General features: G+C 47.0%; 21 protein-coding genes, 1 tRNA gene and 1 pseudogene. 8 read left to right on the forward strand and 15 right to left on the reverse strand.

The features are described 5' to 3' along the window. Positions 1-418: 418 nt before the first annotated feature. From thrS to L6472_RS09150, 6 genes are all read right to left on the reverse strand, one after another. Positions 419-2,362 (reverse strand): threonine--tRNA ligase, encoded by a 1,944-nt coding sequence (gene thrS / locus L6472_RS09125; RefSeq protein WP_237804360.1) that lies wholly within the window; start codon positions 2,360-2,362, stop codon positions 419-421. A 61-nt stretch (positions 2,363-2,423) separates the two neighbouring features. Continuing rightward, positions 2,424-4,274: a CotH kinase family protein gene (locus L6472_RS09130; protein ID WP_237804362.1), complete on the reverse strand. Its 1,851-nt coding sequence runs from the start codon at positions 4,272-4,274 to the stop codon at positions 2,424-2,426. Between the two features lie 10 nt (positions 4,275-4,284). Continuing rightward, positions 4,285-6,288 (reverse strand): tetratricopeptide repeat protein, encoded by a 2,004-nt coding sequence (locus L6472_RS09135; protein WP_237804364.1) that lies wholly within the window; start codon positions 6,286-6,288, stop codon positions 4,285-4,287. Further along, on the reverse strand, positions 6,285-6,845 hold the full coding sequence (gene def / locus L6472_RS09140) for a peptide deformylase (RefSeq protein WP_237804366.1): 561 nt from the start codon (positions 6,843-6,845) through the stop codon (positions 6,285-6,287). The genes L6472_RS09135 and def overlap by 4 nt, the downstream gene beginning before the upstream one ends. Positions 6,846-6,864: 19 nt before the next feature. Continuing rightward, positions 6,865-7,284 (reverse strand): Holliday junction resolvase RuvX, encoded by a 420-nt coding sequence (gene ruvX / locus L6472_RS09145; protein WP_237804368.1) that lies wholly within the window; start codon positions 7,282-7,284, stop codon positions 6,865-6,867. 5 nt (positions 7,285-7,289) lie between these two features. Next, a complete protein-coding gene (locus L6472_RS09150) occupies positions 7,290-7,802 on the reverse strand; it encodes an SPOR domain-containing protein (RefSeq protein ID WP_237804370.1) in 513 nt (170 codons plus the stop codon). A gap of 214 nt (positions 7,803-8,016) precedes the next feature. Here L6472_RS09150 and L6472_RS09155 point away from each other — a divergent pair, with 214 nt between their 5' ends. From L6472_RS09155 to L6472_RS09165, 3 genes are read left to right on the forward strand one after another with little or no spacing between them, the layout of a single operon-like run. Then, entirely contained in the window at positions 8,017-8,223 is a 207-nt protein-coding gene (locus tag L6472_RS09155; RefSeq protein ID WP_237804372.1) for a YtxH domain-containing protein, read from the forward strand. A gap of 23 nt (positions 8,224-8,246) precedes the next feature. Next, the gene (locus L6472_RS09160; protein WP_237804374.1) at positions 8,247-8,600 is read left to right on the forward strand and encodes a phage holin family protein; all 354 of its coding nucleotides are present in this window, start codon (positions 8,247-8,249) and stop codon (positions 8,598-8,600) included. 21 nt (positions 8,601-8,621) lie between these two features. Then, complete coding sequence (locus L6472_RS09165; protein WP_237804376.1) at positions 8,622-8,888, forward strand: hypothetical protein; 267 nt, start codon at positions 8,622-8,624, stop codon at positions 8,886-8,888. Positions 8,889-8,901: 13 nt separating this feature from the next. On the opposite strand, the gene L6472_RS09170 is transcribed toward L6472_RS09165, so the two are convergent. Genes L6472_RS09170 through L6472_RS09185 form a run of 4 tightly spaced genes read right to left on the reverse strand, consistent with a single transcriptional unit; the run spans position 8,902 to position 12,484 of the window. Next, positions 8,902-9,777, reverse strand: coding sequence for a hypothetical protein (locus tag L6472_RS09170; RefSeq protein ID WP_237804378.1), 876 nt, complete (start codon positions 9,775-9,777; stop codon positions 8,902-8,904). 39 nt (positions 9,778-9,816) lie between these two features. Then, positions 9,817-10,581, reverse strand: coding sequence for an MBL fold metallo-hydrolase (locus L6472_RS09175; protein WP_237804380.1), 765 nt, complete (start codon positions 10,579-10,581; stop codon positions 9,817-9,819). Positions 10,582-10,597: 16 nt separating this feature from the next. Next, the gene (gene murB / locus L6472_RS09180) at positions 10,598-11,614 is read right to left on the reverse strand and encodes a UDP-N-acetylmuramate dehydrogenase (protein ID WP_237804382.1); all 1,017 of its coding nucleotides are present in this window, start codon (positions 11,612-11,614) and stop codon (positions 10,598-10,600) included. Positions 11,615-11,626: 12 nt separating this feature from the next. Beyond that, positions 11,627-12,484 (reverse strand): DUF4348 domain-containing protein, encoded by an 858-nt coding sequence (locus L6472_RS09185; protein ID WP_237804384.1) that lies wholly within the window; start codon positions 12,482-12,484, stop codon positions 11,627-11,629. A gap of 130 nt (positions 12,485-12,614) precedes the next feature. Here L6472_RS09185 and L6472_RS09190 point away from each other — a divergent pair. Both L6472_RS09190 and L6472_RS09195 read left to right on the forward strand, forming a co-directional pair. Beyond that, positions 12,615-12,688, forward strand: a tRNA-Arg gene (locus L6472_RS09190). A 267-nt stretch (positions 12,689-12,955) separates the two neighbouring features. After that, positions 12,956-13,498, forward strand: coding sequence for a thioredoxin family protein (locus L6472_RS09195; RefSeq protein WP_237804386.1), 543 nt, complete (start codon positions 12,956-12,958; stop codon positions 13,496-13,498). 179 nt (positions 13,499-13,677) lie between these two features. On the opposite strand, the gene L6472_RS09200 is transcribed toward L6472_RS09195, so the two are convergent. Continuing rightward, on the reverse strand, positions 13,678-16,935 hold the full coding sequence (locus tag L6472_RS09200; protein ID WP_237808009.1) for a S41 family peptidase: 3,258 nt from the start codon (positions 16,933-16,935) through the stop codon (positions 13,678-13,680). A 263-nt stretch (positions 16,936-17,198) separates the two neighbouring features. Here L6472_RS09200 and L6472_RS09205 point away from each other — a divergent pair, with 263 nt between their 5' ends. Further along, positions 17,199-17,747: a 3'-5' exoribonuclease domain-containing protein gene (locus L6472_RS09205; RefSeq protein WP_237804388.1), complete on the forward strand. Its 549-nt coding sequence runs from the start codon at positions 17,199-17,201 to the stop codon at positions 17,745-17,747. Between the two features lie 83 nt (positions 17,748-17,830). Here L6472_RS09205 and L6472_RS09210 read toward each other — a convergent pair whose 3' ends face one another. From L6472_RS09210 to L6472_RS09225, 4 genes and pseudogenes are all read right to left on the reverse strand, one after another. Continuing rightward, positions 17,831-18,229, reverse strand: a complete 399-nt coding sequence (locus L6472_RS09210; RefSeq protein WP_237804390.1) for an FKBP-type peptidyl-prolyl cis-trans isomerase — start codon at positions 18,227-18,229, stop codon at positions 17,831-17,833. Then, on the reverse strand, positions 18,229-18,606 hold the full coding sequence (locus L6472_RS09215; RefSeq protein WP_237804392.1) for a thioesterase family protein: 378 nt from the start codon (positions 18,604-18,606) through the stop codon (positions 18,229-18,231). Before L6472_RS09215 ends, L6472_RS09210 begins: the two co-directional genes overlap by 1 nt. 87 nt (positions 18,607-18,693) lie before the next feature. After that, the gene (locus tag L6472_RS09220) at positions 18,694-19,020 is read right to left on the reverse strand and encodes a winged helix-turn-helix domain-containing protein (protein ID WP_237808010.1); all 327 of its coding nucleotides are present in this window, start codon (positions 19,018-19,020) and stop codon (positions 18,694-18,696) included. Continuing rightward, positions 18,994-20,661, reverse strand: a pseudogene (locus L6472_RS09225) (Na/Pi cotransporter family protein); the annotation flags it as partial. The pseudogene L6472_RS09225 and the gene L6472_RS09220, both read right to left, overlap by 27 nt. Positions 20,662-20,892: 231 nt before the next feature. Between L6472_RS09225 and L6472_RS09230 the strand changes: the two are divergent. Then, the gene (locus L6472_RS09230) at positions 20,893-21,438 is read left to right on the forward strand and encodes a flavin reductase family protein (protein WP_237804394.1); all 546 of its coding nucleotides are present in this window, start codon (positions 20,893-20,895) and stop codon (positions 21,436-21,438) included. A 4-nt stretch (positions 21,439-21,442) separates the two neighbouring features. After that, positions 21,443-22,252, forward strand: a complete 810-nt coding sequence (locus L6472_RS09235; protein WP_237804396.1) for an inositol monophosphatase family protein — start codon at positions 21,443-21,445, stop codon at positions 22,250-22,252. Positions 22,253-22,317: the final 65 nt, after the last annotated feature.

Below are 22,317 nucleotides of genomic sequence, written 5' to 3' on the forward strand. Positions count from 1 at the left end.
TAAGTTAATAAAAAGGTAATGTCTGAGCGCAAAGATAGCATATAATTATGGAATGCGCAAACTTTCTGCGTGAAAAAATCAGTCATTCCATCATGAAGAGCACCATTTTAACATGAGGATAGCACCACTTTGCCGTCACAAAAGTGGCTGTTTGAGGTAAGGAAAATGGCACCATTGCAGAGCAACAGTAAGCCAACGGCTTTGCATTCAGCCCCTGGAAAGCGCATTTCCAGGGGCTGGACGCAATCAATCTAGACGCTGGAGAAGGCTTTTCCAGGGGCTAAAAACAGCGTTTCTAGGGGCTGGAATGAAACCAAAACCTTAACTATTGCAAAACAAAAGTGGCACTATAAGACAAGAAAAGTGGCACCATTCCATTGGAAAAGTGCCACTTTGATGATATGAAAGTGTAAAAACTTTAGAAGTTCTTGGTCTGCTCAGCGACCTCAGCATTGATCTTATCGATGAACTGCTGAATGGTCATAGTGGCCTGTTCGCCACCACCCTGTTGACGCATAGAGACGAGACCCTCGGCAGCTTCTTTCTCGCCGACAATGACCATGTAGGGGATGCGTTTCAACTCATTGTCGCGAATCTTGCGGCCCAGCTTCTCATTGCGCAGGTCAATACTGCCACGAACGCCCTGCTGATTGAACTGTTCGAGCACCTTCTTGGCGTAATCGTTGTACTTCTCTGAGAGAGGAAGCACGACAACCTGGTCGGGTGTCAGCCACAAGGGGAAGTGACCGCTGGTATGTTCGATAAGCACGGCGGTGAAACGCTCCAGCGAACCGAAGGGTGCGCGGTGGATCATCACAGGGGTCTTCTTCTGGTTGTCCTCGTCGGTGTATTCCAACTGGAAACGCTTAGGCAGGTTGTAGTCCACCTGGATGGTGCCCAACTGCCAGCGACGACCGATGGCATCCTTGATCATGAAGTCGAGCTTAGGACCATAGAAGGCGGCCTCGCCGTATTCTACCTTAGCGGGGAGTCCCTTCTCTTCGCATGCTTCCTGGATAGCTTTCTCGGCCAATGCCCAGTCTTCATCACTGCCAACATACTTCTCATGGTTGTTGGGGTCACGCAAAGAGATCTGTGCTTCGAAGTTGAAACCGAAGGCAGAGAGCACGACATTAATGATGTCCATGACGTTCAGGAACTCCTGCTTGACCTGATCCGGACGACAGAACAGGTGAGCATCGTCTTGAGTGAACGAACGTACGCGTGTCAGACCGTGCAGCTCACCACTCTGTTCATAGCGATAGACAGTGCCAAATTCGGCAATGCGCAGGGGCAGATCCTTGTATGAACGAGGCTTCCAAGCGAAGATCTCACAGTGGTGAGGACAGTTCATGGGCTTCAACAGATACTCTTCGCCCTCTTCTGGTGTATTGATGGGCTGGAAGGAGTCTTTGCCATAGTGGTCCCAGTGACCTGAAGTGACATAGAGATTCTTAGAACCTATATGTGGAGTGATTACTTCCTGATAGCCGTAACGCTTCTGTACTTTGCGCAGGTGCTCCTGCAGACGAAGACGAAGGTCGGTGCCTTTTGGCAGCCAAATGGGAAGTCCCTTACCTACTTTGTCAGAGAACATGAAGAGTTCCATCTCCTTACCAATCTTGCGATGGTCGCGCTTCTTTGCTTCCTCCAACATGACGAGATACTCGTCGAGCATCTTTTTCTTGGGGAACGAGATACCATAGAGGCGCTGCATCTGCTCGCGAGTAGCATCGCCACGCCAGAAAGCGCCTGCAACAGAGGTCAGTTTGATGGCCTTAATCTCGCCAGTGTCCATCAAGTGAGGTCCACGGCAAAGATCGGTGAAGTTGCCCTGTGTATAGGTGGTGATGGTTCCATCCTCGAGGTCCTGCTCAATGTGCTCGCACTTATAGGTCTGGCCATTGGCGGCAAATTGCTTCAGCGCATCGGCCTTGGCCACTTCCTTGCGAACGACAGGCTCCTTCTTTGAGGCCAGTTCACGCATCTTATTCTCAATGGTAGCGAAATCGCTCTCCTTGATGCTCTCGCCGTTGGGCAGCAGCACATCATAGAAGAAGCCGCTCTCTACGGCAGGACCAAAGCCAAACTGAATGCCAGGATACAACTCCTGGAGTGCTTCAGCCAGCAGGTGGGCAGAGGTGTGCCAGAAGGTGTGCTTACCCTGCTCGTCGTCCCACTTATAGAGCTCGATCTGCGCGTCCTCGTTGATAGGACGGTTCAACTCTACCGTTTCGCCGTTTACGCCGCAGGCCAAAACGCTGCGTGCCAGAGCCGGCGAAATACTCTCGGCAATCTGTAGTCCGGTTACGCCCTGCTCATACGAGCGAACAGATCCGTCCGGAAAAGTAATGTTGATCATATTTACAATATATGTTTAAGTTTAAATCGCCTGCAAAGTTAGCACAATAATTTGAAACAGCCTAATTCTTGCATACCTTTTTCACGGTCTTTCCTTGTATCACGACATAGATTCCTTGTGGCAGGGACTCCAGGTCGTGACCGCAATATGTTCCAGAAAGATTGTATATGCGACATGGCTGACGGCCGGTTGCGTCTGTTTCTGCAATGCCATTTGGTTTGGGCACAAACACATAGTTAAGTCGCTTGTCCATCCAGCCGATGCGTTTCATCAGATACTGGCGGACCACATCGACCTCTGACCGATAACTTCCCCAGACCATAGGATTTTGATGAACATACTCGTTGAGTATGGGCCAACGCAGAAAGTTTAGCCTCTGCGATGCTTGCAGCACCTCTTCCATAGAGTCAACAAACGCCACCAGATGGTCTTCGTTGAGTCCTTTCTGCCGGGCATCGTCCCATATTTCGAGCATTTTCTGGATAGAAGGGGCATCGTTAATCACGATCTTATCAACAAAAGACCTCATGGTGCCTGCGCAACTGCCCTTCGTGCGATATACATAATCGGTCAACGAGTTGACGGGATAAGTACGATTATCATTGTCGAAAGCCAAGTCGAAATCCCACACCGGACCTGTATAGAACAGGCTTTCATTGCGGTTTTTATACATATAGACGCTCCAATAGGTATCTGTGTTGCCAGACAGTTCGCCCACCAGGAAATGGCGCAAGAAGGATTCTTTGTCAAGATAGCGTGCCGTGTTAGACTCCATCTGATTGAAACGTCCTTCGATATAGTCTCTCTGCGCAGTCGTAATACTGTCGGAATCGGGCGATTTGATGGTGACAGGAAGTCCGTATTGGGAATAGAACCACGAGTCTTCATCAGCAGCATAGGCGTCTATCTCTACCAGATAGCCACCAGTCAGTGCCGTCCCACTGTTGTCCTGAGGCGTCATCTCGGTAATATTGACTCGATTTTTGTTGATTTCTATCTGGTCGCACAGCTGATAGCAGCCTTTGTATTCGCCGTTCAACAACACATCGACGGCAGTGCCAAAAGGTGTATAGCTCATCCCGAGGCGTTTACTTAGCTCGAAGGCAAGGAGGTTTCTCATCAGCGACTTGTCGCCGTAGTTATTGATCAACGTCCACTTCTTAGCCTTGGCAGGTGCGTCAAGCACGCGCTGCTTTTTATCGAACTTGATGCGATAGGGTTTCTTGGGAAAACTTCTTGACGCATTTCCGCGTTCACGCGTGGTGCCAGGTTCAGAGAGAAGTGTGGTGCCACCGTCAGAGATGATGGTCAGTTGCGACACAATCTGGTGTTCCTTATCATAAGGAATCTCATTGTTCTGCGTATGAATACTGACTGTTGGCAGGTTGGTCAGCTGATAGAGATGACTGTCGTCTCCGACTCCTTTATGTCCATAGAACTCCAGTTCTGCAATGTTGCACCTGGCGTCCGACGGGCCTACATAGCGCACATAGCGGAAACCACGACTGCAATTCACATCGGCATAGGAAAAAAGTCCGATGGTTCCTCGTTCCGATATAATATATATAGGTAGGGCATCCATAAAGTCGGCACTATTGGCACCTTCGAAAACGCCCAGCACCACACGCGCCTCACCATGACTATCGTTGCGAGGCGACCATCCCACGCGGGTAATCACATAGGGCTCTCCCAAGTCGAGTCCGGCCCATGTGTAACTTCGGTCATACGATGCGAAATAGGTGTCAAGCTTCCCATCGAACGCCATCGCATAGGTGTTGACCGTCGTCGACCTCTGTCCATTAGAATAATCCACTGAATAAGGCGTACCTATAGGATGGCCTGTCAGTTTCCCATCGGCTTTCATCAGCGTGAAGTGCATCAGGCATAATGAAGCCAAAAAGAGTTTTCTCATAATTACTTTACTACTTACTATATTTTTTAATGATACTATATGCAGTATATAAGCCCAGCTCTCCTGCTTTGCTCAAATCGCGGATGCCTTCTTCTACCCGTTGATGGTAGATAAGACAAAGCCCACGGTTGTAATATGCCTCGGCCATGTTGGGATCTATTGCTATGGCTGCAGTAAAGTCTGCAATAGCCGATTCGTAGGCCTTTCGCTGTGCATGCTGGTTGCCACGGTCATACAACAGGTAGGCATTCTGCGGGCTAAGTGCCAAAGCGTGATTGAAGTCGGCCAGCACATTGGCATTCTTCAACTCTGTATTCGTGCCTTCTGAAGCCTGAAACTGATTGATACGCGACTGACATACAGCACGCTGCCACAAGGCCAGCACTGATGTGGAGTCTATATGAAGGTAGGTGGAGAGATCTTCGATGGCCCCTTCGTAGTTCTGTATGGCAGAATAAGCTATGGCACGCAGCAACAGGTTCCTGACTGCCAACTGCGTGTCGTGCGACTGGTCAATGGCAACGCTTAACGAGTCAATATACGAGAAATAAGAAGACGATCGCTGTGCGTCCATCACCTCTTGACTATTGCTGATGAAAAGCTGACGACTGCTCTGCCGATTGAACTCTTCTACCTGCCTATCGAAATGTGGCGCTGCGTTCAACTCGCCACGATGCTCTGAAAAGGACAATGCAAACATGGGCTGAAACCCCATCTCCACCTTGCGGTTCTGCACCTTGCCACGATAGTTGTTCTGATATTCATGTTCCAACTCCTGGGCATCTTCGACCACCAACTGGTTGTATTTCTCGGGGTCGGAATCGCTACGCTTACGGAGCTTCTGCGGATCCAGTCTTGGTTGTTTGCCATAAAGGTGTTTATAAAGTTGGGCCTTATAAACCGTAAACTCATCTTTCTCGGCTTCTTTCGTCATTCCGAGTCTTCTATAACATGAGGCTCTGAACTCGAGTCCTGTCCAGAAATTTGGATATTCTTCAATCACCTTCGAATAGTCCCGTATGGCTGCTCTCAAGTCGCCTGTCTTGTCTAACAGGACTGCTCTATTGAAAAGCGCCATCATATTGTCAGGTTCCAACTTCAAGACGAAGTCGAAATCGGTGATTGCTCTATTGTCATCACCAACCTGAGCACGCAGCAGGCCTCGGTTATAGTGACCCAAAAAGTTGTTGGGGTCTAAGTCGAGTGCCATGTCATAGTCGGCCATGGCACCACGAAGGTTCTTTCTGTTGAAACGCACCAGAGCGCGATTGATAAGACAACCGGCATGCTTGGGCATCAGTCGGATGGCTTCATCCAACTGTTCTTCGGCTTTTTTCCAGTCTTCGCGCGACAGCGAGATAATGCTCATTGCAGCCCAGGTATGTCCGTCGTAAGGATCAATCTCCATACTTTTCTCAAGTGCTGCAATGGCCTGCGTCGTGTCCTTCATCTGCATATAGACATCGGCGCGCATGGAATATGCCTGCGCATAATTGCTCCATCGCTGCTGGATAGTATCCAATTCTGCCAAGGCTTCATTGAAATCCTCATTCTGTATATGGCAGAGCACTCTGTTATGCCACAAGCCCTTATTCTCCGGATTATACTTTAGCGCTTGCGAATAGTCTGCAGCGGCGTCGGCATACTTCTTTTGCTGAATACGGGTTAGTCCGCGCAACTCATAGATACTTACCACGTAGGGGTTGCGCTGAATAGCCTCTGAGCAGTCGGCCTCTGCACCACTGAAATCATCGAGATAGTATTTTGCTACGCCACGAAAGAACCATGGCTCGTAGAGATAAGGCTTTGCCACTATCGCCTGATTAAAATACTGCATCGAAAGGACGTAATCTTCGTAATAGAGTGCCGATCTTCCAATTGCTATCAGACGGTCTGTATTGAACTGAGCAAAACACTTGGTTTGAGAAAAAAAAGAAAACGAAATAACGAGAGAAAGCCACGTAAAGAACTTACGCAGCCCATTTCCCACTATTTCGTTTTCTTCGAAATTCATTTTCTTACAGGCTTTGTCTTGTATCCGCAACGATAGCGGCCTTGTATGAGCGCCTTCAACTTGCTCTTGATAAGCTGCTTGCGAAGAGGTGATACTCTGTCAACAAACATCTTTCCATCCAAATGGTCGAATTCATGCTGCATCACACGTGTCAGATAGCCTTCCACCCACTCATCGTGAGGTTGGAAATCTTCGTCCATCCACTGCACGCGAATACGCGTAGGACGAGTCACCTTCTCATGGATGGCAGGCAGCGACAAGCACCCCTCTTCGAGCGACTCCATCTTTGTTTCATCGTATTCGATGATATGTGGATTGATGTAAACACGTTTAAAACCCTTGTATTCGGGCATATCATCCGACAGAGGATCTAAGTCAATCACAGCCAAACGGATATCTTTTCCCACCTGAGGCGCTGCCAAACCTATACCTTCAGAATCTGCCAACGTCTCCCACATATCTGCAATCAACTGCTTCAATCCAGGATAATCTGGGGTAATATCTTCTGTCACCTTACGCAGTACAGGTTGACCATATATATAAATAGGTAGAATCATTCAGATATTATTTTATTAATTAATACTTTTTTTGCGAACGCATGTAGTCTTCCAGAATAATCGTGGCTGATATTTCATCTACCAAGGCTTTGTTCTGACGTGCTTTCTTTCTCAAGCCGCCATCCAACATAGCCTGATGAGCCAACACCGATGTGAATCGTTCATCGAAATATTCAATGGGAACCTGAGGCATGGCCTTCTTCCAGCGATTCACAAACTGCTGAATACGTGCCATATTTTCACTGGCTTGCCCATTCATCTGCTTGGGCTCTCCGATAACAATACGTTCAACCTCCTCACGAGAGATATAGTCTTTCAACCAATCAAACAGTTCAGAAGTAGCGACAGTCGCCAATCCTCCAGCTATCAGCTGCAGAGGATCAGTGACTGCCAGACCTGTTCTCTTTTGACCGTAGTCAATAGAAAGTATTCGAGCCAATGCTTTTATTTCGTGTTGAACAACAACCAGGCATCGGGATATTTAGCACGCAACTGATCGCGGCTTGTCACAGCATCAATCTTGCTATCGAAGGTTGAAGCTACAACACGATACATCACACGACTTGGAGTCTCGTTCTTTACAATCTGTGCTGCATAGCCATTGTTCTTCAAGTTCTGCTGCTCTCTCTCTGCATTAGCCACAACAGTAAACGAGCCAACAACGACACTGAAGTTCTTCAGACCAGCACCACTAACCAAAGTCACGCTCTCCTGACGTACAGCTACGTTATCAACATTGTCCACAACCTGAGTCTGTGTGGCAGGACGAGTGACAACAGGCGTAACAACAGGAGTCTCTGTTACCTGCTGCACTGGAGTCACCTGCTGATCCTGCTGCATAGCAGCCTGAGCCTGAGCCTTCTCATAAGCTTTTTTATAAGCGCTCTCACTTGACTTACAACTTGTCATCATCATGGCCACGCAAAGGCCTGCACAGAATACGAAGTACTTTTTCATAATCTAAAATTAATGTGTTCTTTTAAAAATATTTTGTGCGAAATTACAAATTATCAATGAAAAATAAGACAATTCGGTGCATAAACTTTGTTAAATGGGTATAAATATAGCGTTTTTAACAAAAAATGGCAACTATTTTTAGGTTCTTTTGATTATTATTTATATTTTTGCCTCACAAAGAATATTATTATTTATAACAAAACAACAAAACACTATGAAAGGATTTGGTTATTTTGGCGCATTCCTGTGCGGAGCGGTTGCTGGTGCTGCCATTGGAATGCTGGCTGCTCCCGCTAAAGGCAGCGAAACTCGCGAAAAGATTTCGGAAACACTTGAAGAATTTTTGAGCAAGCACAATATTAAGTTGAATCGCAAAGAGGTCGGTGATCTCGTCAATGATTTGGAAAACGCCACAGAATAGTCATTTACGCTTATTCTGAATATATGTTATCAAGTGACAAGAATATAGATGCGCTGACACATCTCCTTGATGTCTTTGCGCACTATCTAGGGCTTCGTGTAGAGTACACGAAACTGATTGTAATTGCCAAGAGCGTCAAGTTAATTTCAGCTGCTATCTTAGCATTGATTATGTTGTTTTTGACAGCAGGCATGATTTTATCTCTATCTGTTGGCGCTGCTTATTGGATTGCCAACACCTATGGCATCATCCAAGCATCGCTAACGCTGGCAGGTATCTACCTAATCATGATGGTTATTGTCTATTTGGGCAGAAAGGTGTTCTTCGAACGACCGATTGTCAGATTCCTAACCAGACTGCTTTTGGAGAAAGATTAAACAGGAAAGGAGCTTACACTTATGGTACGAAAAAGACCTATACGAGAGTTCAACTCACTCGATGACATTGAGTTGCGCAAGGCACAATTGGCAGAGAGCTTCAAAGCCGATGAGAAAGAAATGCGTCTCACTTGGCAATACATCAACCTCAAAGAAGAAAACGCAAGCATCAACGACCGCATCTCAAGCGCCATCTCCTACGGTCTCATGGCCTTCGATGGGGTTATGACTGTACGCAAGCTAACAAACCATTTTAGGGGGTTGCGCAATCTATTTAGGAATAAATAAACAAACTGATGAGCTACTCAAAATAGCTCATCAGTTTGTTTTTCAGTTCTGTAAACTTCACAGAGTCAGGCAGTGTAATCAGCCTACCCTCTGTTTGTATTTCGTTCACAGGCATCAGTTTGATGACAACAATATGCGGGTTGATTTCATCCACAATGTGATGCGAATGGGCAAATGAGGCATCAAGTAACACAACACTATAACCAAAGTCCTTATTAGTGCCACCCACTCTATTAAGCACTTGCTCAGATGTTTCTGCATAAACAACACGACAACGGTCTATCATCAGCTCACGCAATTCATTATAGCGCGCGACATTTTGTGTTGCGAAAAGCAGTTTAGGTATAGACGGATCAACCTCTGCCTTCAAGTTCTGATCTATGTACCTACGTAGCAGCCGTTTCGACTCCGACACATTTTTCACGTTCAAAACCATCCGTGGTTTACCATCTTTATTGATATATCTTCCTCCTACACACAAATCAACGTCTTCAACACATTTCGGCTTGTGTCCATCATAGATTTCCATTCCTACCTCTAAGTCATGAATATCTTCTCTGCGGTCGAAAGCCTTTGAAATAACAAAGCGCACCGGGCAGTTCTTACAAGACATGTCTGAACCGCAGGAACCACTGTCACAACCGACCTTACAACGTAGCACATTACCCAACAAGTTAGGTTGGGCTTTCTTAAAACCAGGATTCAACGCATAATAATTGGTTTCTTCGACCTCAAACTTATCGTTTATCAAAAAGGCATAGCTATTTATATTGTTTACCAACGTATTCATTTTATCAACTTCAGAACGAAGACGATATGCTCTCATTTCCATCCAAGCAACAATGCCAACAAGCATCAGCAAAGCGATAATTAATATATATACAATCATAATCTCTGAGTTTATTGGGTTAATAATCCATTATGTCACTTAAACAATATTTAGAATCTGACCGTCGTAAGCCAACTTAATATCATCGGGCAGCCGCCGGTTCACTTCTTCATGCAGACCCACATCATGACACATGTGAACAAGATACGTCTGCTTGGCACCCACACTGCGGGCAAAGGCAATCGCATCATCTACTAACTGATGAGAATGGTGAGGCCGATCGAAACGCAAGGCATTGACAACCAGCACATCAACTCCTCTAAGTAGCTCTGCTTGCTCGGACTCAATAGTCTTCATATCAGTGATGTATGCAAACTTACCGAATCGATAGCCAAGGATTGGTAATTGGCCATGCATCACCCGTATGGGCAGTATATCGATGTCACCAATCTTCATTGCCTCTCCCGCCTTGATCTCGTGAAGTCCGATGGCAGGGACTCCTGGATAGCGGTGCTCAGCAAAACAATATGGTAACATTTGCAACAAATTCTTGCGAGAGATGCCGTCAGCGTAAACATTCATTTCGCCAAACTGGCAATAGGGGCGGATATCATCCAAACCTCCAATGTGGTCATAGTGCGAATGAGTTATCAGAATGCCATCAATCCTGCGGAATGGCTGCGGCAAAATCTGCATACGGAAATCAGGACCACAGTCAACCAACAGACGTGTGGTTTCCGTCTCCACAAGTATAGAACAACGCATGCGTTTATCCTTGGGATTGGTACTCTGACAAACCTCACACTGACATCCGATGACTGGCACGCCACACGATGTTCCTGTTCCAAGAAAAGTTATCTTCATGCGCATTATTTCGTCATTAAATGATATTTACCTCTGGGCTGATCAATATACCAAACTTCGATTTGACATCCTGACAGATAGCGTTACACAACTGTACTATTTCCTCGCCAGTGGCGCCACCACGGTTCACCAACACCAACGCTTGTTTGGCATGAACACCTGCGCGTCCTACTGTACGTCCTTTCCAGCCGCATTGATCGATCAGCCAGCCTGCTGGCACTTTCTCGTGTGCCTCATCTATATTATAATGTGGCATATCGGGATACTGATGCTGTAATGATTCGAAAACTTCCCTATCAACGACAGGGTTCATAAAAAAGCTGCCGGCATTGCCTTCTACCTTGGGATCTGGCAATTTTTCCCGACGAATAGCGATGATTACCTCGCGCAACTGTTTAAGTGTCGGCTCAGCAATTCCGCGTTTATCTAATTCAGCCTGAATGTTTCCATAAGCCACATTTAAAGGAGCACCCACTGTCCTTAAACGATAGGTCACATGTGTGATCAGATAGTGATTCTTCCATTCATGTTTAAACTTGCTATCACGATATCCGTAAGCACATGACTCCCTGCTGAACGTACTGATTCGACCAGTAGCTATTTCCACAGCCTCAACTTCGGTAATCAAGTCTTTTACTTCTGCACCATAAGCACCAATATTTTGCACGGCCGACGCACCCACCTCGCCAGGTATCAACGACAAGTTCTCTGCACCCTGCCACCCGTTTTCCACACAGCAAGCCACCACATCGTCCCACGTCTCGCCACTTCCGGCTTTTAAGAGAATATCGCCATTGGCAGTCAATGCGGATTCTATTCCTTTGATGGCAGAATGGACAACAGTACCTTGGAAATCACCCGTAAGAAGCAGGTTGCTCCCCTCACCTACTATCAGCAGAGGTTCATCGGCAGCCAACATCTCTGTCACCCGTTGTGCTTCTTCCACCGTCTCGTATTCAACAAAACGGTGACACTTAGCATCAATTCCAAAGGTGTTATGTTTGAGCAGACTATAGTTTTTCTCTATTCTCATCCGTCGTTGTTCTTAAGTGATTAGTTTGGTCAGTTTCCAACGTCCCTTTACGAGTTTGAACGTCAGTTCCATCTCCATACCATTAGCAATACCGCGCAACACCAGCACCTTCACCGTCGAGGCAGGATTCTGATGCCCATACACAATATTATATTCAATACTGTTTGGTAGTTCTGGTGCAAAAGCATTCCAAAAGTCTGGCGTAATAACACCTTCCATCATTGAGAAGTCATCCTCGGGATCGGGACCCACAAAATCGATGGCATCGCTCAGACTCTCGCGCTGAAACAGCGAGTCTGTAACGAATCTATGATAGAAAGTCAGAAAGGAAGCATTAGGATTACGCTGAAAGGCCTGATTGCGCAAGGCCGTCAATCGCCATTTTCCATCTTTCCGACGAAACTGGTAGCGACTCACATAAGAGGCGTTCATATGGAAATGCTCCACCGTCACCTCACTAATAGTTGTATCTTTGATCTGTTCCACCTGCTCGGTATTGTCCAGCAAAAGAGTATAAAAGTCTTTCTTCATAAAGAACTTCTCCATTTTCCACTGCTGCTTCAAGATCTCACCATTTCTCACTGTGCCACTCTTTACGTTGGCAATTGTTGAGTCAGTGCTTACAGGTAATGGGAACACAGTACGCTCGATTTGCAATTTGTTGTTTGAAGCATAATTGAATATAAAGTCATCAAACAGTTCCTCAGCCGACTGAGGCATTGGCGCATCAGCACTCCCCTCCACTAAGCCCGCGCTATATAGTGAATCGGCAGCCTCGTCATCAAGGCTGTAGTCCTCTGCTCCATGTTTCCCCTTACAGCCTGCCAACAGCAGAACAACCAGAGAAATTAAAAAAAATCTGTCAAGCATAACTTTGAACCAATCAACGATAATTCAGCATGCAAAGTTACTAATTAAATCTTCAAAACCAACAAACTACGATTAAAATTTGTCCGTTTCACTTTTTTTCTATACTTTTGCATCTGCTTTCACGCATCAAGGTCCCGTAGCTTAGCTGAATAGAGCGTCAGATTCCGGTTCTGAAGGTCTTGGGTTTGAATCCCAACGGGATCACAAAAGATTAAAAGGTTTCGAAGAATAAAGGTTGTTTAAATTCTTTGGAACCTTTTATTTTTTTAGGATGGCTGGCACCAGCCCATGGGGTAAGTGGCTTGTGGTTCAGCGCCGCAAAGATACAGAAATACGGAAATGACAGACCGACGGAGAAGGAATAATAGACTTATGTTTTGAGATTCCACGGGAAAACATTACCTTTGCAGACGGTAAGTAATCTATCAGACAACTATCAATAATCAATAAAAACAAGAGAGAACGATGAATATGATGAATAAACTCATGATGAGAACGATGAATGTTTTCGTGAAGGAAAGTTTGGTGGTGCTTGGTCTGACGTGCCTGTTTGCACTCAGCACGAACGCACAGAACGGGCTGAAGAAGGTTTACAACGAGAACCTTAACCCGCTGGAACAAATAGACCAGGCCGTGGCCAAGGCGAAGGCCGAGAGTAAGTATGTGGTCTGTCAGGTGGGTGGCAACTGGTGCCCCTGGTGCCTGAGGTTTGCCGACTTCATCACGAAAGATACGACCATCAGCAAGGTCATCGATCGGAATTTCGTGTATATCCACGTGAACTACAACCCACGTAAGTCGCAGGATGCCGACAAGGCAGAACAGGCCAGCGCGCTGATGAAGCGCCTGAACAATGCCGGTCGTTTTGGTTTCCCCGTGTTCGTGGTGCTCGACAAGGAAGGTCAGGTTATCCACATCCAGGACTCAAGTTTTCTGGAAGAGGGACAAGGCTACGACCAAAAGAAAGTGCTGCGTTTCTTTGAGGCTTGGACGCCCCAAGCTGTTAACAAATAAAAGCGAGAGGCTGTTGATAAAAGCAAGAGACTTTATATAAGCGAGAGGCTGTTGATAAAAGCGAGAGGCTGCTGGCAATAAACCAACAGCCTCTTACTTTATTTCTTTGTGCCAAACACCTGCCGATATACATGGCACGTAAACCAGCAGGAAAGTTTGCGTATTGATTGACAGACACTTTACAGCTCCTTCAGCAGCTCGCGAACAGCGGCCTCTAACTGCAGGTCAACGCCCTTGACTACAGTCTCAGGACGGTTCAGTACGGGCACGTCGGGCTCCAGCTGTGTATTCTCCAGATAGGTACCATCGGGCAACTGATAGCCGATAACGGGAACACCGAATATCAATGTGGGGTCTTGCAACGTCTCCCAGTTCACCGAACTCATCGTGCCAGGCACTGGCGCTCCGACCAGCTTACCTATCTTCTGATGGCTATACACCCAAGGAGTGCCATGCGCATTGCTATAATTGCCCTCGGCTTGCAGCATGATACTTGGGTGGTTGTAACGACGACTAGGCATGTCGCACACCTCCCTACCCCTGATGACTTGCGTGAAGTATTTATGCCCCGAGAACAAGATTTCAATATCCTCGTGCAGACGTCCACCACCATTATGGCGAGTATCAATAACGATACCCTCTTTCAGGTTGAACTTACCCAAGATGTCTGAATAAACATCGCGGAAGCTGGCATCGTTCATGCTTTCTATATGAACATATCCAAGACGACCGTTTGACAAGCGATCCACTTCAGCAGCCCGACTCTTGATCCATCGCTTATAGAGCAGCAGCGACTGTTCCGACTGACTGATAGGCAACACTACCTCGTCCCAATTGCCAGCATGGCCTTTAAGACTGACCAGTGTTTTCTTACCTTTACACAGGTTCAGCAACTGCGCCAGGTCGGTATCCTTGCTAACAGGTTGTCCATTGATAGCAGTCAGCACGTCGCCTGCCTTCACCTTGCTATTAGCCCTGCTGAAGGGGCCACCCTCAAGCACTGCTGTAATCCTGATTCCATCGGTAGCTTCAGACAGGTCGTAAAGAAGTCCCAACTGTGCCGTAGCATCACCCTTGGGTGCAGGACGGAATCGACCGCCCGTATGACTCACGTTCAACTCACCCAGCAGTTCACTCAGCAGTTCAGCGAAGTCATAGTTATTAGTAATATGCGGCAGGAAACGGGCATAGTTCTGCACCATCAACTCCCAGTTGCAACCATTATAGTCGGTACGGAAAATCTTCTTATTAATCTGTTTAGCCACATGGCGCAACAAGTATTCACGTTCAGCAGCCAGATCCAGTTTCATCTGCGCATCATAGGCGATAGGAGTAATCTTGTCGCCCTTCTCTATCTTCTTCATGCTGCTACCCAGCGAATAGAGGTTACCATCCTTATCCATCTGCAGCACACCACTTCCCCCCTTGCTCAGCAACTTAGTTTCATGTTTGCGCAAATCCATCTTCCAAAGGTCTGGCGCGCCCTCGAAAGCAGAAAAGTAATAGAGGCTCTCACCATCCTTACTCACGATGGCATCGCCCAGACGACTGCTGTTAGGTGTCAGTCGCACGATGCGGTCTTCAATGCCCTCAAACTCAATTTTCAACGTCTTGACAGAGTCGGTCTCAGCCTTCTTGTCGTCCTTCTTGCCCTTTACTTTCTTTTCAGAGGCGTCTTCCTTCTTCTCAGGCTTAGCCTTCTCCAGTTCTTTCAACAGTGCATAGTCTTCGGGCGACAGGCGATAGCGGTCGTAGGCATCTTGTGTAAGGAACGCCAGGAACACGTCCTCCTGACTGCCCCACGAGGCATGACTGCGCATACCGTAGCGCTCACTCTCAAACATGATAGCCTTGCCGTCCATCACCCAACGGGGGCGGCCACTCATATAGCCACTCTGTGTGATGGGATGTATCTCACCACCTTCAGCACTCACAATACCTTGATCTGCATAAGGATCGCGTTTATTGGCGATATAGCTCAGCACAAACCACTTGCCATCGGGACTCCATTCGAAGTCGAACCCACCGTCCTGATCATACCATTTGCTTCCATCGGTGACCTGTGTCACTTTCATTGTTTTCAGATCCACCACTTTCAGTTTGATACGATCTTCGATAAAAGCCAGTTTCTTCCCATCAGGACTATATTTTGGACTATGACGCTCCACCTGTGAAAAGTCAATCTTACCCTCCAATTTCAGTGCAGGCAATTCAGAAAACACACTTTCCTCCTTGAGCAGTGTCGCATTGGCAAAATTCAGATCTTCGTCTCTAACGATGCGAGCCGTATAGAGTTGCCAATTACCATTGCGTTCTGAGGCATACACGATGCTACGACCATCAGGTGCGAAGTCCACGTCTGCTTCTGCACCTGCAGTCTGAGTGATGCGACGAGTAGTCGCATATTCTGTACTGGTCACGAACACCTCGCCACGGGCCACGAAAGCCACTTGTTTGCCATCGCGGCTCACCACCGCCTGTCGAGCACCGCTTGTGAATGTCAGATCAGAAATGACGGGCTCATCATCACGCGTTATTGTGATAGTCAGTTTCTTTGGTTTTTCTCCTGTCTTCTGTGTATAAATCTCACCATTATAGGTATAGCACAACAAACCACCTCTGGCAACACTCAAAAAGCGCACAGGGTGTGTCTTAAAGTTGGTGACTGCGCGAGGAGACAAGCCTTGACCATTGACCATCGAACCATTCAAGTCATAACTATACACGTTCATGCTACCACCATTGCGTTCACTCAAGAAGAAGAGTGTTTTTCCATCGGCACTGGCCACAGGATTGCGATCCTCGCCAGCATGAGCGGTAATATTGGTATGCTGACCGCTCTTGGCGTCGTAGAACCAGACATCGCGCGTAATCGATGAGGTGTGATGTTTACGCCACTCGTCCTCATAGCCCTTGCGATCCTGATAGTAAAAGCTCTTACCATCGGCAGCAAAGCTCAGCATCTCAGCTGGCGTAGCCAGCACCTGCAGTGTTCTCCCACCTTTTACCGACACCTTGTACAACTCGGGCAACGTGTTGTCGGGAAACATCACACTCTCAGCAGGATCCTGAATTGCAGCGCCAAAGAGCACCCACTGACCATCGGGCGAGAATGCTTGTGGCACCTCAGCCACGCTATTATAGGTCAGTCGTTGAGCCGAGCCGCCATCAGCAGCCATTATAAATACGTCCATATTGCCATGTCGGTCGCTGGCAAAGGCGATCTGCTTTCCATCAGCACTCCATACGGGCGAACATTCGTAACTGTCTTGTGTTGTCAACTGCACCGCTGCTCCGCCATTAGAAGACACCTTATATATATCACCCTTATAGCAGAACAACACTTGCCGTCCGTCGGGGCTAACTACCACATCTCTTAACCAAAGAGGGGTAACAGCCTGACTGGCACTCATCTGAGCCGATGCCCCTGCCAACATTGCTGTCACCACGGCTGCACGCATCCAGCTATTCTTAATCTTTTTCATCTTTATACAATATTTTTCGTTTAGTCTTTTCCAGGTTCATCACAAGAATAGAACCGCAAAATTACATATATTCTGTGACTTTTCTACATAATTATTCATTTTTTAACATCACAGGAAAGCTTGTTCTGCAGCATTAAACTATCTTAATTATCAACATGAAAAGAGTAGTAATATAGTCATTTTAAGTATCTTTGCTCACAAAAAAAACATATTATATGCTTCGAGACTTTATTGCCATCGATTTTGAGACTGCCAACCAACAGCCTTCCAGTGTCTGCTCAGTAGGCATTGTCATGGTGCGTGGCGGACAAGTGGCAGATACCTTCTACAGCCTCATCCAGCCCGAACCAAACTATTACCACTACTGGTGCCAGCGGGTGCACGGCATCACGCAAGACGAAACCAATGCAGCTCCCATATTCCCGATAGTATGGCAACAACTTGAGCAACGCATCCACAACGTCTATTTCTCTGACCAGACACGCCACAACCTACACTACCAAATAGCCACCCTACCCTTCGTGGCCCATAACGCCCGCTTTGATGAAGGGTGTCTAAAGGCAGCTTTTAAGGTCTATCAAATGGACTATCCCGATTATCGATTCTACGACACGCTCGCAGCATCACGTCGCCAGTTCGGCCATTCATTGCCAAACCATCAACTCCACACTGTGGCAGCTGCCTGCGGCTACGACCTTCGAAATCACCACCATGCACTCGCTGATGCTGAGGCCTGTGCTGCAATAGCGCTGAATTTATTATAACGATTCGTCATACACAATGGTTAACTCATCACTGACATTAAAATCATCATGAAATCAAAGTGATAATAGCCACCACCGAAGCATCATGCTATAGCTATTAGCTCAATTTCAAAGATGAGCGTTGAACCTCCAGGAATGCCTGGTTGAGAGAATTTTCCATAGCCCATCTCTGCAGGAATATACACTTCCCACTTATCGCCTATATGCATCTGTTGCATAGTAATAATCCATCCTTCAATAAGATCGCACAACCGGCAAGCCAATGGCACACCACCCCGACTGCTGTCGAACTCCCTACCATCAATGGTACGCCCAGTGTAGTGGGCAGTAACGATACTTCTGACCGTCGGTTGGGTGCTCTCTTGATTTCCCTCGCTAAGCACCTTGTAATAAATGCCTTTGGGCAGTGCTTTCACCCCGTCCTCTTTCGCTTTTGCTTCCAGCCACTCTTTATTGGCTTGTATGTATGCACGTTTTGCCATCACTCACAGTTTTTTGCCAAAAACTTCTCTCTATCTACGACAAAGCGCAGGTGGGTACCTTCGCCAAGAAGTGTATCACCACAATAGGCAGCCACCTTAAATGATATTTTGCGGCCATCCACATTTGTCACCTCTGCCTCGGCTCTTACCACATCACCAACCTTTGAAGGTTTTAGATGAGACGATGCTATATGTCCTCCGACAGTGGTGCTGCCTTCTGGCAGAGCATTCTTAACAGCCAACATTGCCGCATTCTCCATCAGCGCTATCATCATTGGTGTAGCCAACACTGGCATATCACCAGAGCCAATATTCACCGCAGTGACAGACTCTGTAACGGTCAGTTCACTGCTATGTTTCATCCCAATCTTTATCATATTTTCCTTTTAGGTTCAAAATACGATACAAAAGTAATGATTTTCCCCGAAAAACCGTCCGATTAACATCAAAAAGAAGAGTTTGATTCAAACATTGGTAGATTCGAATACATAACCGAAACCAGTACGACTGACAATGTTCTGAGCATAGGTGCCTAATTTCTTGCGCAGACGAGTGATGTTGACATTGACGGCACGATCGGTCACTACGACTCCCTCCCAAACGCTGTCCATCAGCTGCTGACGCGAGAACACCTTTCCCTGATTAGCCAACAACAGGCGGAGGAGTTCGAACTCCGTTGGAGTTAGACTTACAGGTTCTCCATCAACAGTGGTTGTTTTCTTATCAAGATTCAATTGTAATCCCTTATAATTAAGCAAGTGCTTGCCCAGACGAGCCTCAACGATGTTCATCGCATAGTCGCCAATTTTCTCACAATCGGCCACAATATCATTGAAGAGCGTCCCCAGAGCATAAGAATACTGATGCGAGTTGACACCCATCACTGTTGCCGTCTTCAATTGATTGCGCAACTCGTTGATATCGTTTTCGATGGCACGCGAGTCTTCTATTGAGATATCCTTACGACGACCGCTCACCACCACAATCATCTGAGCAATAGCTTCATTGACGTATCTAAACATATCATGCAGTCGCACATATTGCTCAGCTGTAAAGTCCTCCTTATGGTCACGCAGATGATTCACTGTGCGTGCTATCTTATAACAGGCATCACCAATAGATTCCAGTTCGCCTATCTGACGCAGCATCACACGAGTCTTTTCTTTTGTATCATCCGAGAGGTGTTCATTGCCCACTTGTTCCAGATAGTTGGCAATCTCTATTTCCATGTTATCGGCTATCGTTTCATATCGCTCTATACGGGCATACTGGCTCTCAAACTCCTTTTTGTCTCGCTCATCAACCAGCGCACATATCATGCCAAACATGCGGTGCATACGTTCAGCAAAATGCACGGTCTCTTTTTGGGCCTGCAGCACAGCAATCTCAGGCGTCTGTATCACGCCACCACTGATAAAGTGAAGCGTGGTTGGTAGCTTTTCAGCGCTCTGTTTTTCAGGCAGCAGTCGGCACACAAGGCGCTCCATCTGTGGTATCAATCCAATCAGCAGGGCTGTATTGAGCACATTGAAACAGGTGTGAAACATGGCTAATACGACGGGAATACGCTCCGCTTGTCCCGCCGCTGACGGATTATACCCAACCAACGAGCACACCATATCGGTAAAGGGATAGAACACGACCAGCACCCACATGACGCCAAACACATTGAACAACAGATGAGCCAGCGCCGCACGACGTGCCTCAGTACCTGCACCCAGCGCTGCCAAATTGGCCGTTGCCGTAGTTCCAATATTCTCACCCATTACCAACGCAATTCCCATGTATATGGGCAGTACGCCTGTTGAACAAAGCAGAATAGTGATAGCCATCACTGCTGCCGACGACTGTACAACACAAGTGATAACAGTACCCGCTACCAGGAAAGTCAGAATGGTGAGGTAGCTGCCAGTATCAAACGAGGCAAAGAAGTTGACCACATCAGCATTATGAGCCAAATCCATATCGCGCCCCACACTGCTCAACAGCACCAGCGACCAAAATAGGAATCCTAATCCGAAAAGCAGATCACCCACCACGCGATGTCGCTTTTTATAGATAAGCACCATACCAACGAGAAAGGCAGGGAACACCACCACCGTCAAATCAAGATTATATCCCAGCGACATAATCCACGCTGTAAGTGTGGTACCAATGTTGGCACCCATGATGACCGATATGGCTTGTGCCAACGTGAGTAGTCCGGCAGACACGAAAGAAACAGTCATCACCGTTGTTGCCGATGATGACTGTACGGCACAGGTCACCATCGTACCTGTCAGCATACCCATAAAACGATTGCTCGTCATGCGAGCCAATATATGCCGCAAACTTGGTCCTGCCAGTTTCTGCAGTGCATCACTCATGGTCTTCATGCCATAGATGAGCAGTGCCAACGAACCTAGCAACCTAAAAAACAATTCTACATTCATAATAGTTATGATAAGATATTTATTATTTCGCCACAAAGATACAAAAACAATATTATATGCGCTATAATATGTTGGTTACAATTTGGCTACAAATTACAAAGCAATACTTTTCTTGTTTTTTATTCTACGTTATTTTGGGGTTTGCATTTTAAATCGTATCTTTGCAAAATGAGTTCAATCCGTTTGCTCGCTAAAACAGCAACATCACTCACCTAAACAAAAAGAAAGAATATGAAAAGCTTTAAATCTGCAGCGTGGCTATTGCCACAACCCGTACTGATTATCGGCACCTACGACAAAGATGGCAGACCCAATGCTATGAATGCAGCTTGGGGCGGCCAGTGGGACATGAAAGAGATTATGATTTCTTTGGGCTCTCACCAGACAACAGACAATCTGGCAAAAAATCCCGAATTTACCGTTACTTTCGCCACCACCCAAACCATGGTTGCATCTGATTATGTCGGAATCACGAGTGGAAGGAACACACCCGACAAAATGGATCGAACGGGATGGACCATTGAGAAGGCGCCCAATGTTAACGCACCCATTTTCAAGGAATTTCCCTTGACGCTGGAATGCCGTGTGAAACAAAAGATTGACGAGAGCGAGACGGGCTATTTCTTGATAGCCGACATCGTGAATATCCTTTGCGACGAGAACTATCTGGCTGAAGACGGTAAGCCCGACGTTGAAAAGATGCGCCTCATCACCTACGACCCCGTTCACCACAACTACATCCAACTTGGCAGCCCCGTTGGCAAGGAACTGAAATAAGAGTATGATAGACCACGAATTACATGCACTTGAAGGCATCAAGGAAACTGCCATCAGGATGGCTCTGCATTGTGGCAAACTACAACTTGAGTCTTTCCGTTCCAATAACATCGGAATAGACACCAAGAGCAATGTTTACGATGTCGTGACAAAGGTGGACAAAGCCTGCGAAGACTATCTGCTCGCAGAGATCTCACGTCTCTACCCCACTCATTCCGTCATTGGCGAAGAGACTGGCCAGCACCTGCATGCTGACAGCGAGTGGGCCTGGGTGGTTGATCCGCTCGATGGCACAAACAGCTACTCACAGGGCCTACCCGTTTTTTGCGTCAGCATAGGTGTCACTTTTAAGGGCGAATGCGTTGTTGGCGTGGTCTATGCCCCATATCTCGACGAGCTATACACTGCCATTAAGGGCGAAGGTGCATGGTATGGGACGGCAGACAACGCAAAAGCCAACAGATTACACGTTTCCACCAAGCATTCTCTTCAAGAATGCGTCGTGGCATCTGGTTTCCCCTATGACAAAGCTACCCACCCCATCAACAACATCCGCGAGGCGAGTATCATCATTCCTCAAGTGCGCGGTTTCCGCAGAATGGGCAGTGCGGCCTACGATCTCTGTTGCACCGCCATGGGGACCATTGATGCCTACTGGGAGTATAACCTCAACCTATGGGATGTCTGTGCTGGGCAGCTCATCGTCAGCGAAGCTGGAGGCTTGGTTGTACCCCTTTGCGAGAATCGTAAAATCAGCATCATCGCTGGTCCCGAGAACTTAGTGCAACTACTTAAAGAAGTATTGGCATCCTGACCCTTCTCTGTTCTTAAACGATGCGGTGTCGGTCCTTATTTGTTATGAGCAAGGACCGACACCGC

Origin of the sequence: Prevotella sp. E13-17, assembly GCF_022024035.1 — a bacterium.
In the GTDB taxonomy this organism is placed as follows: domain Bacteria; phylum Bacteroidota; class Bacteroidia; order Bacteroidales; family Bacteroidaceae; genus Prevotella.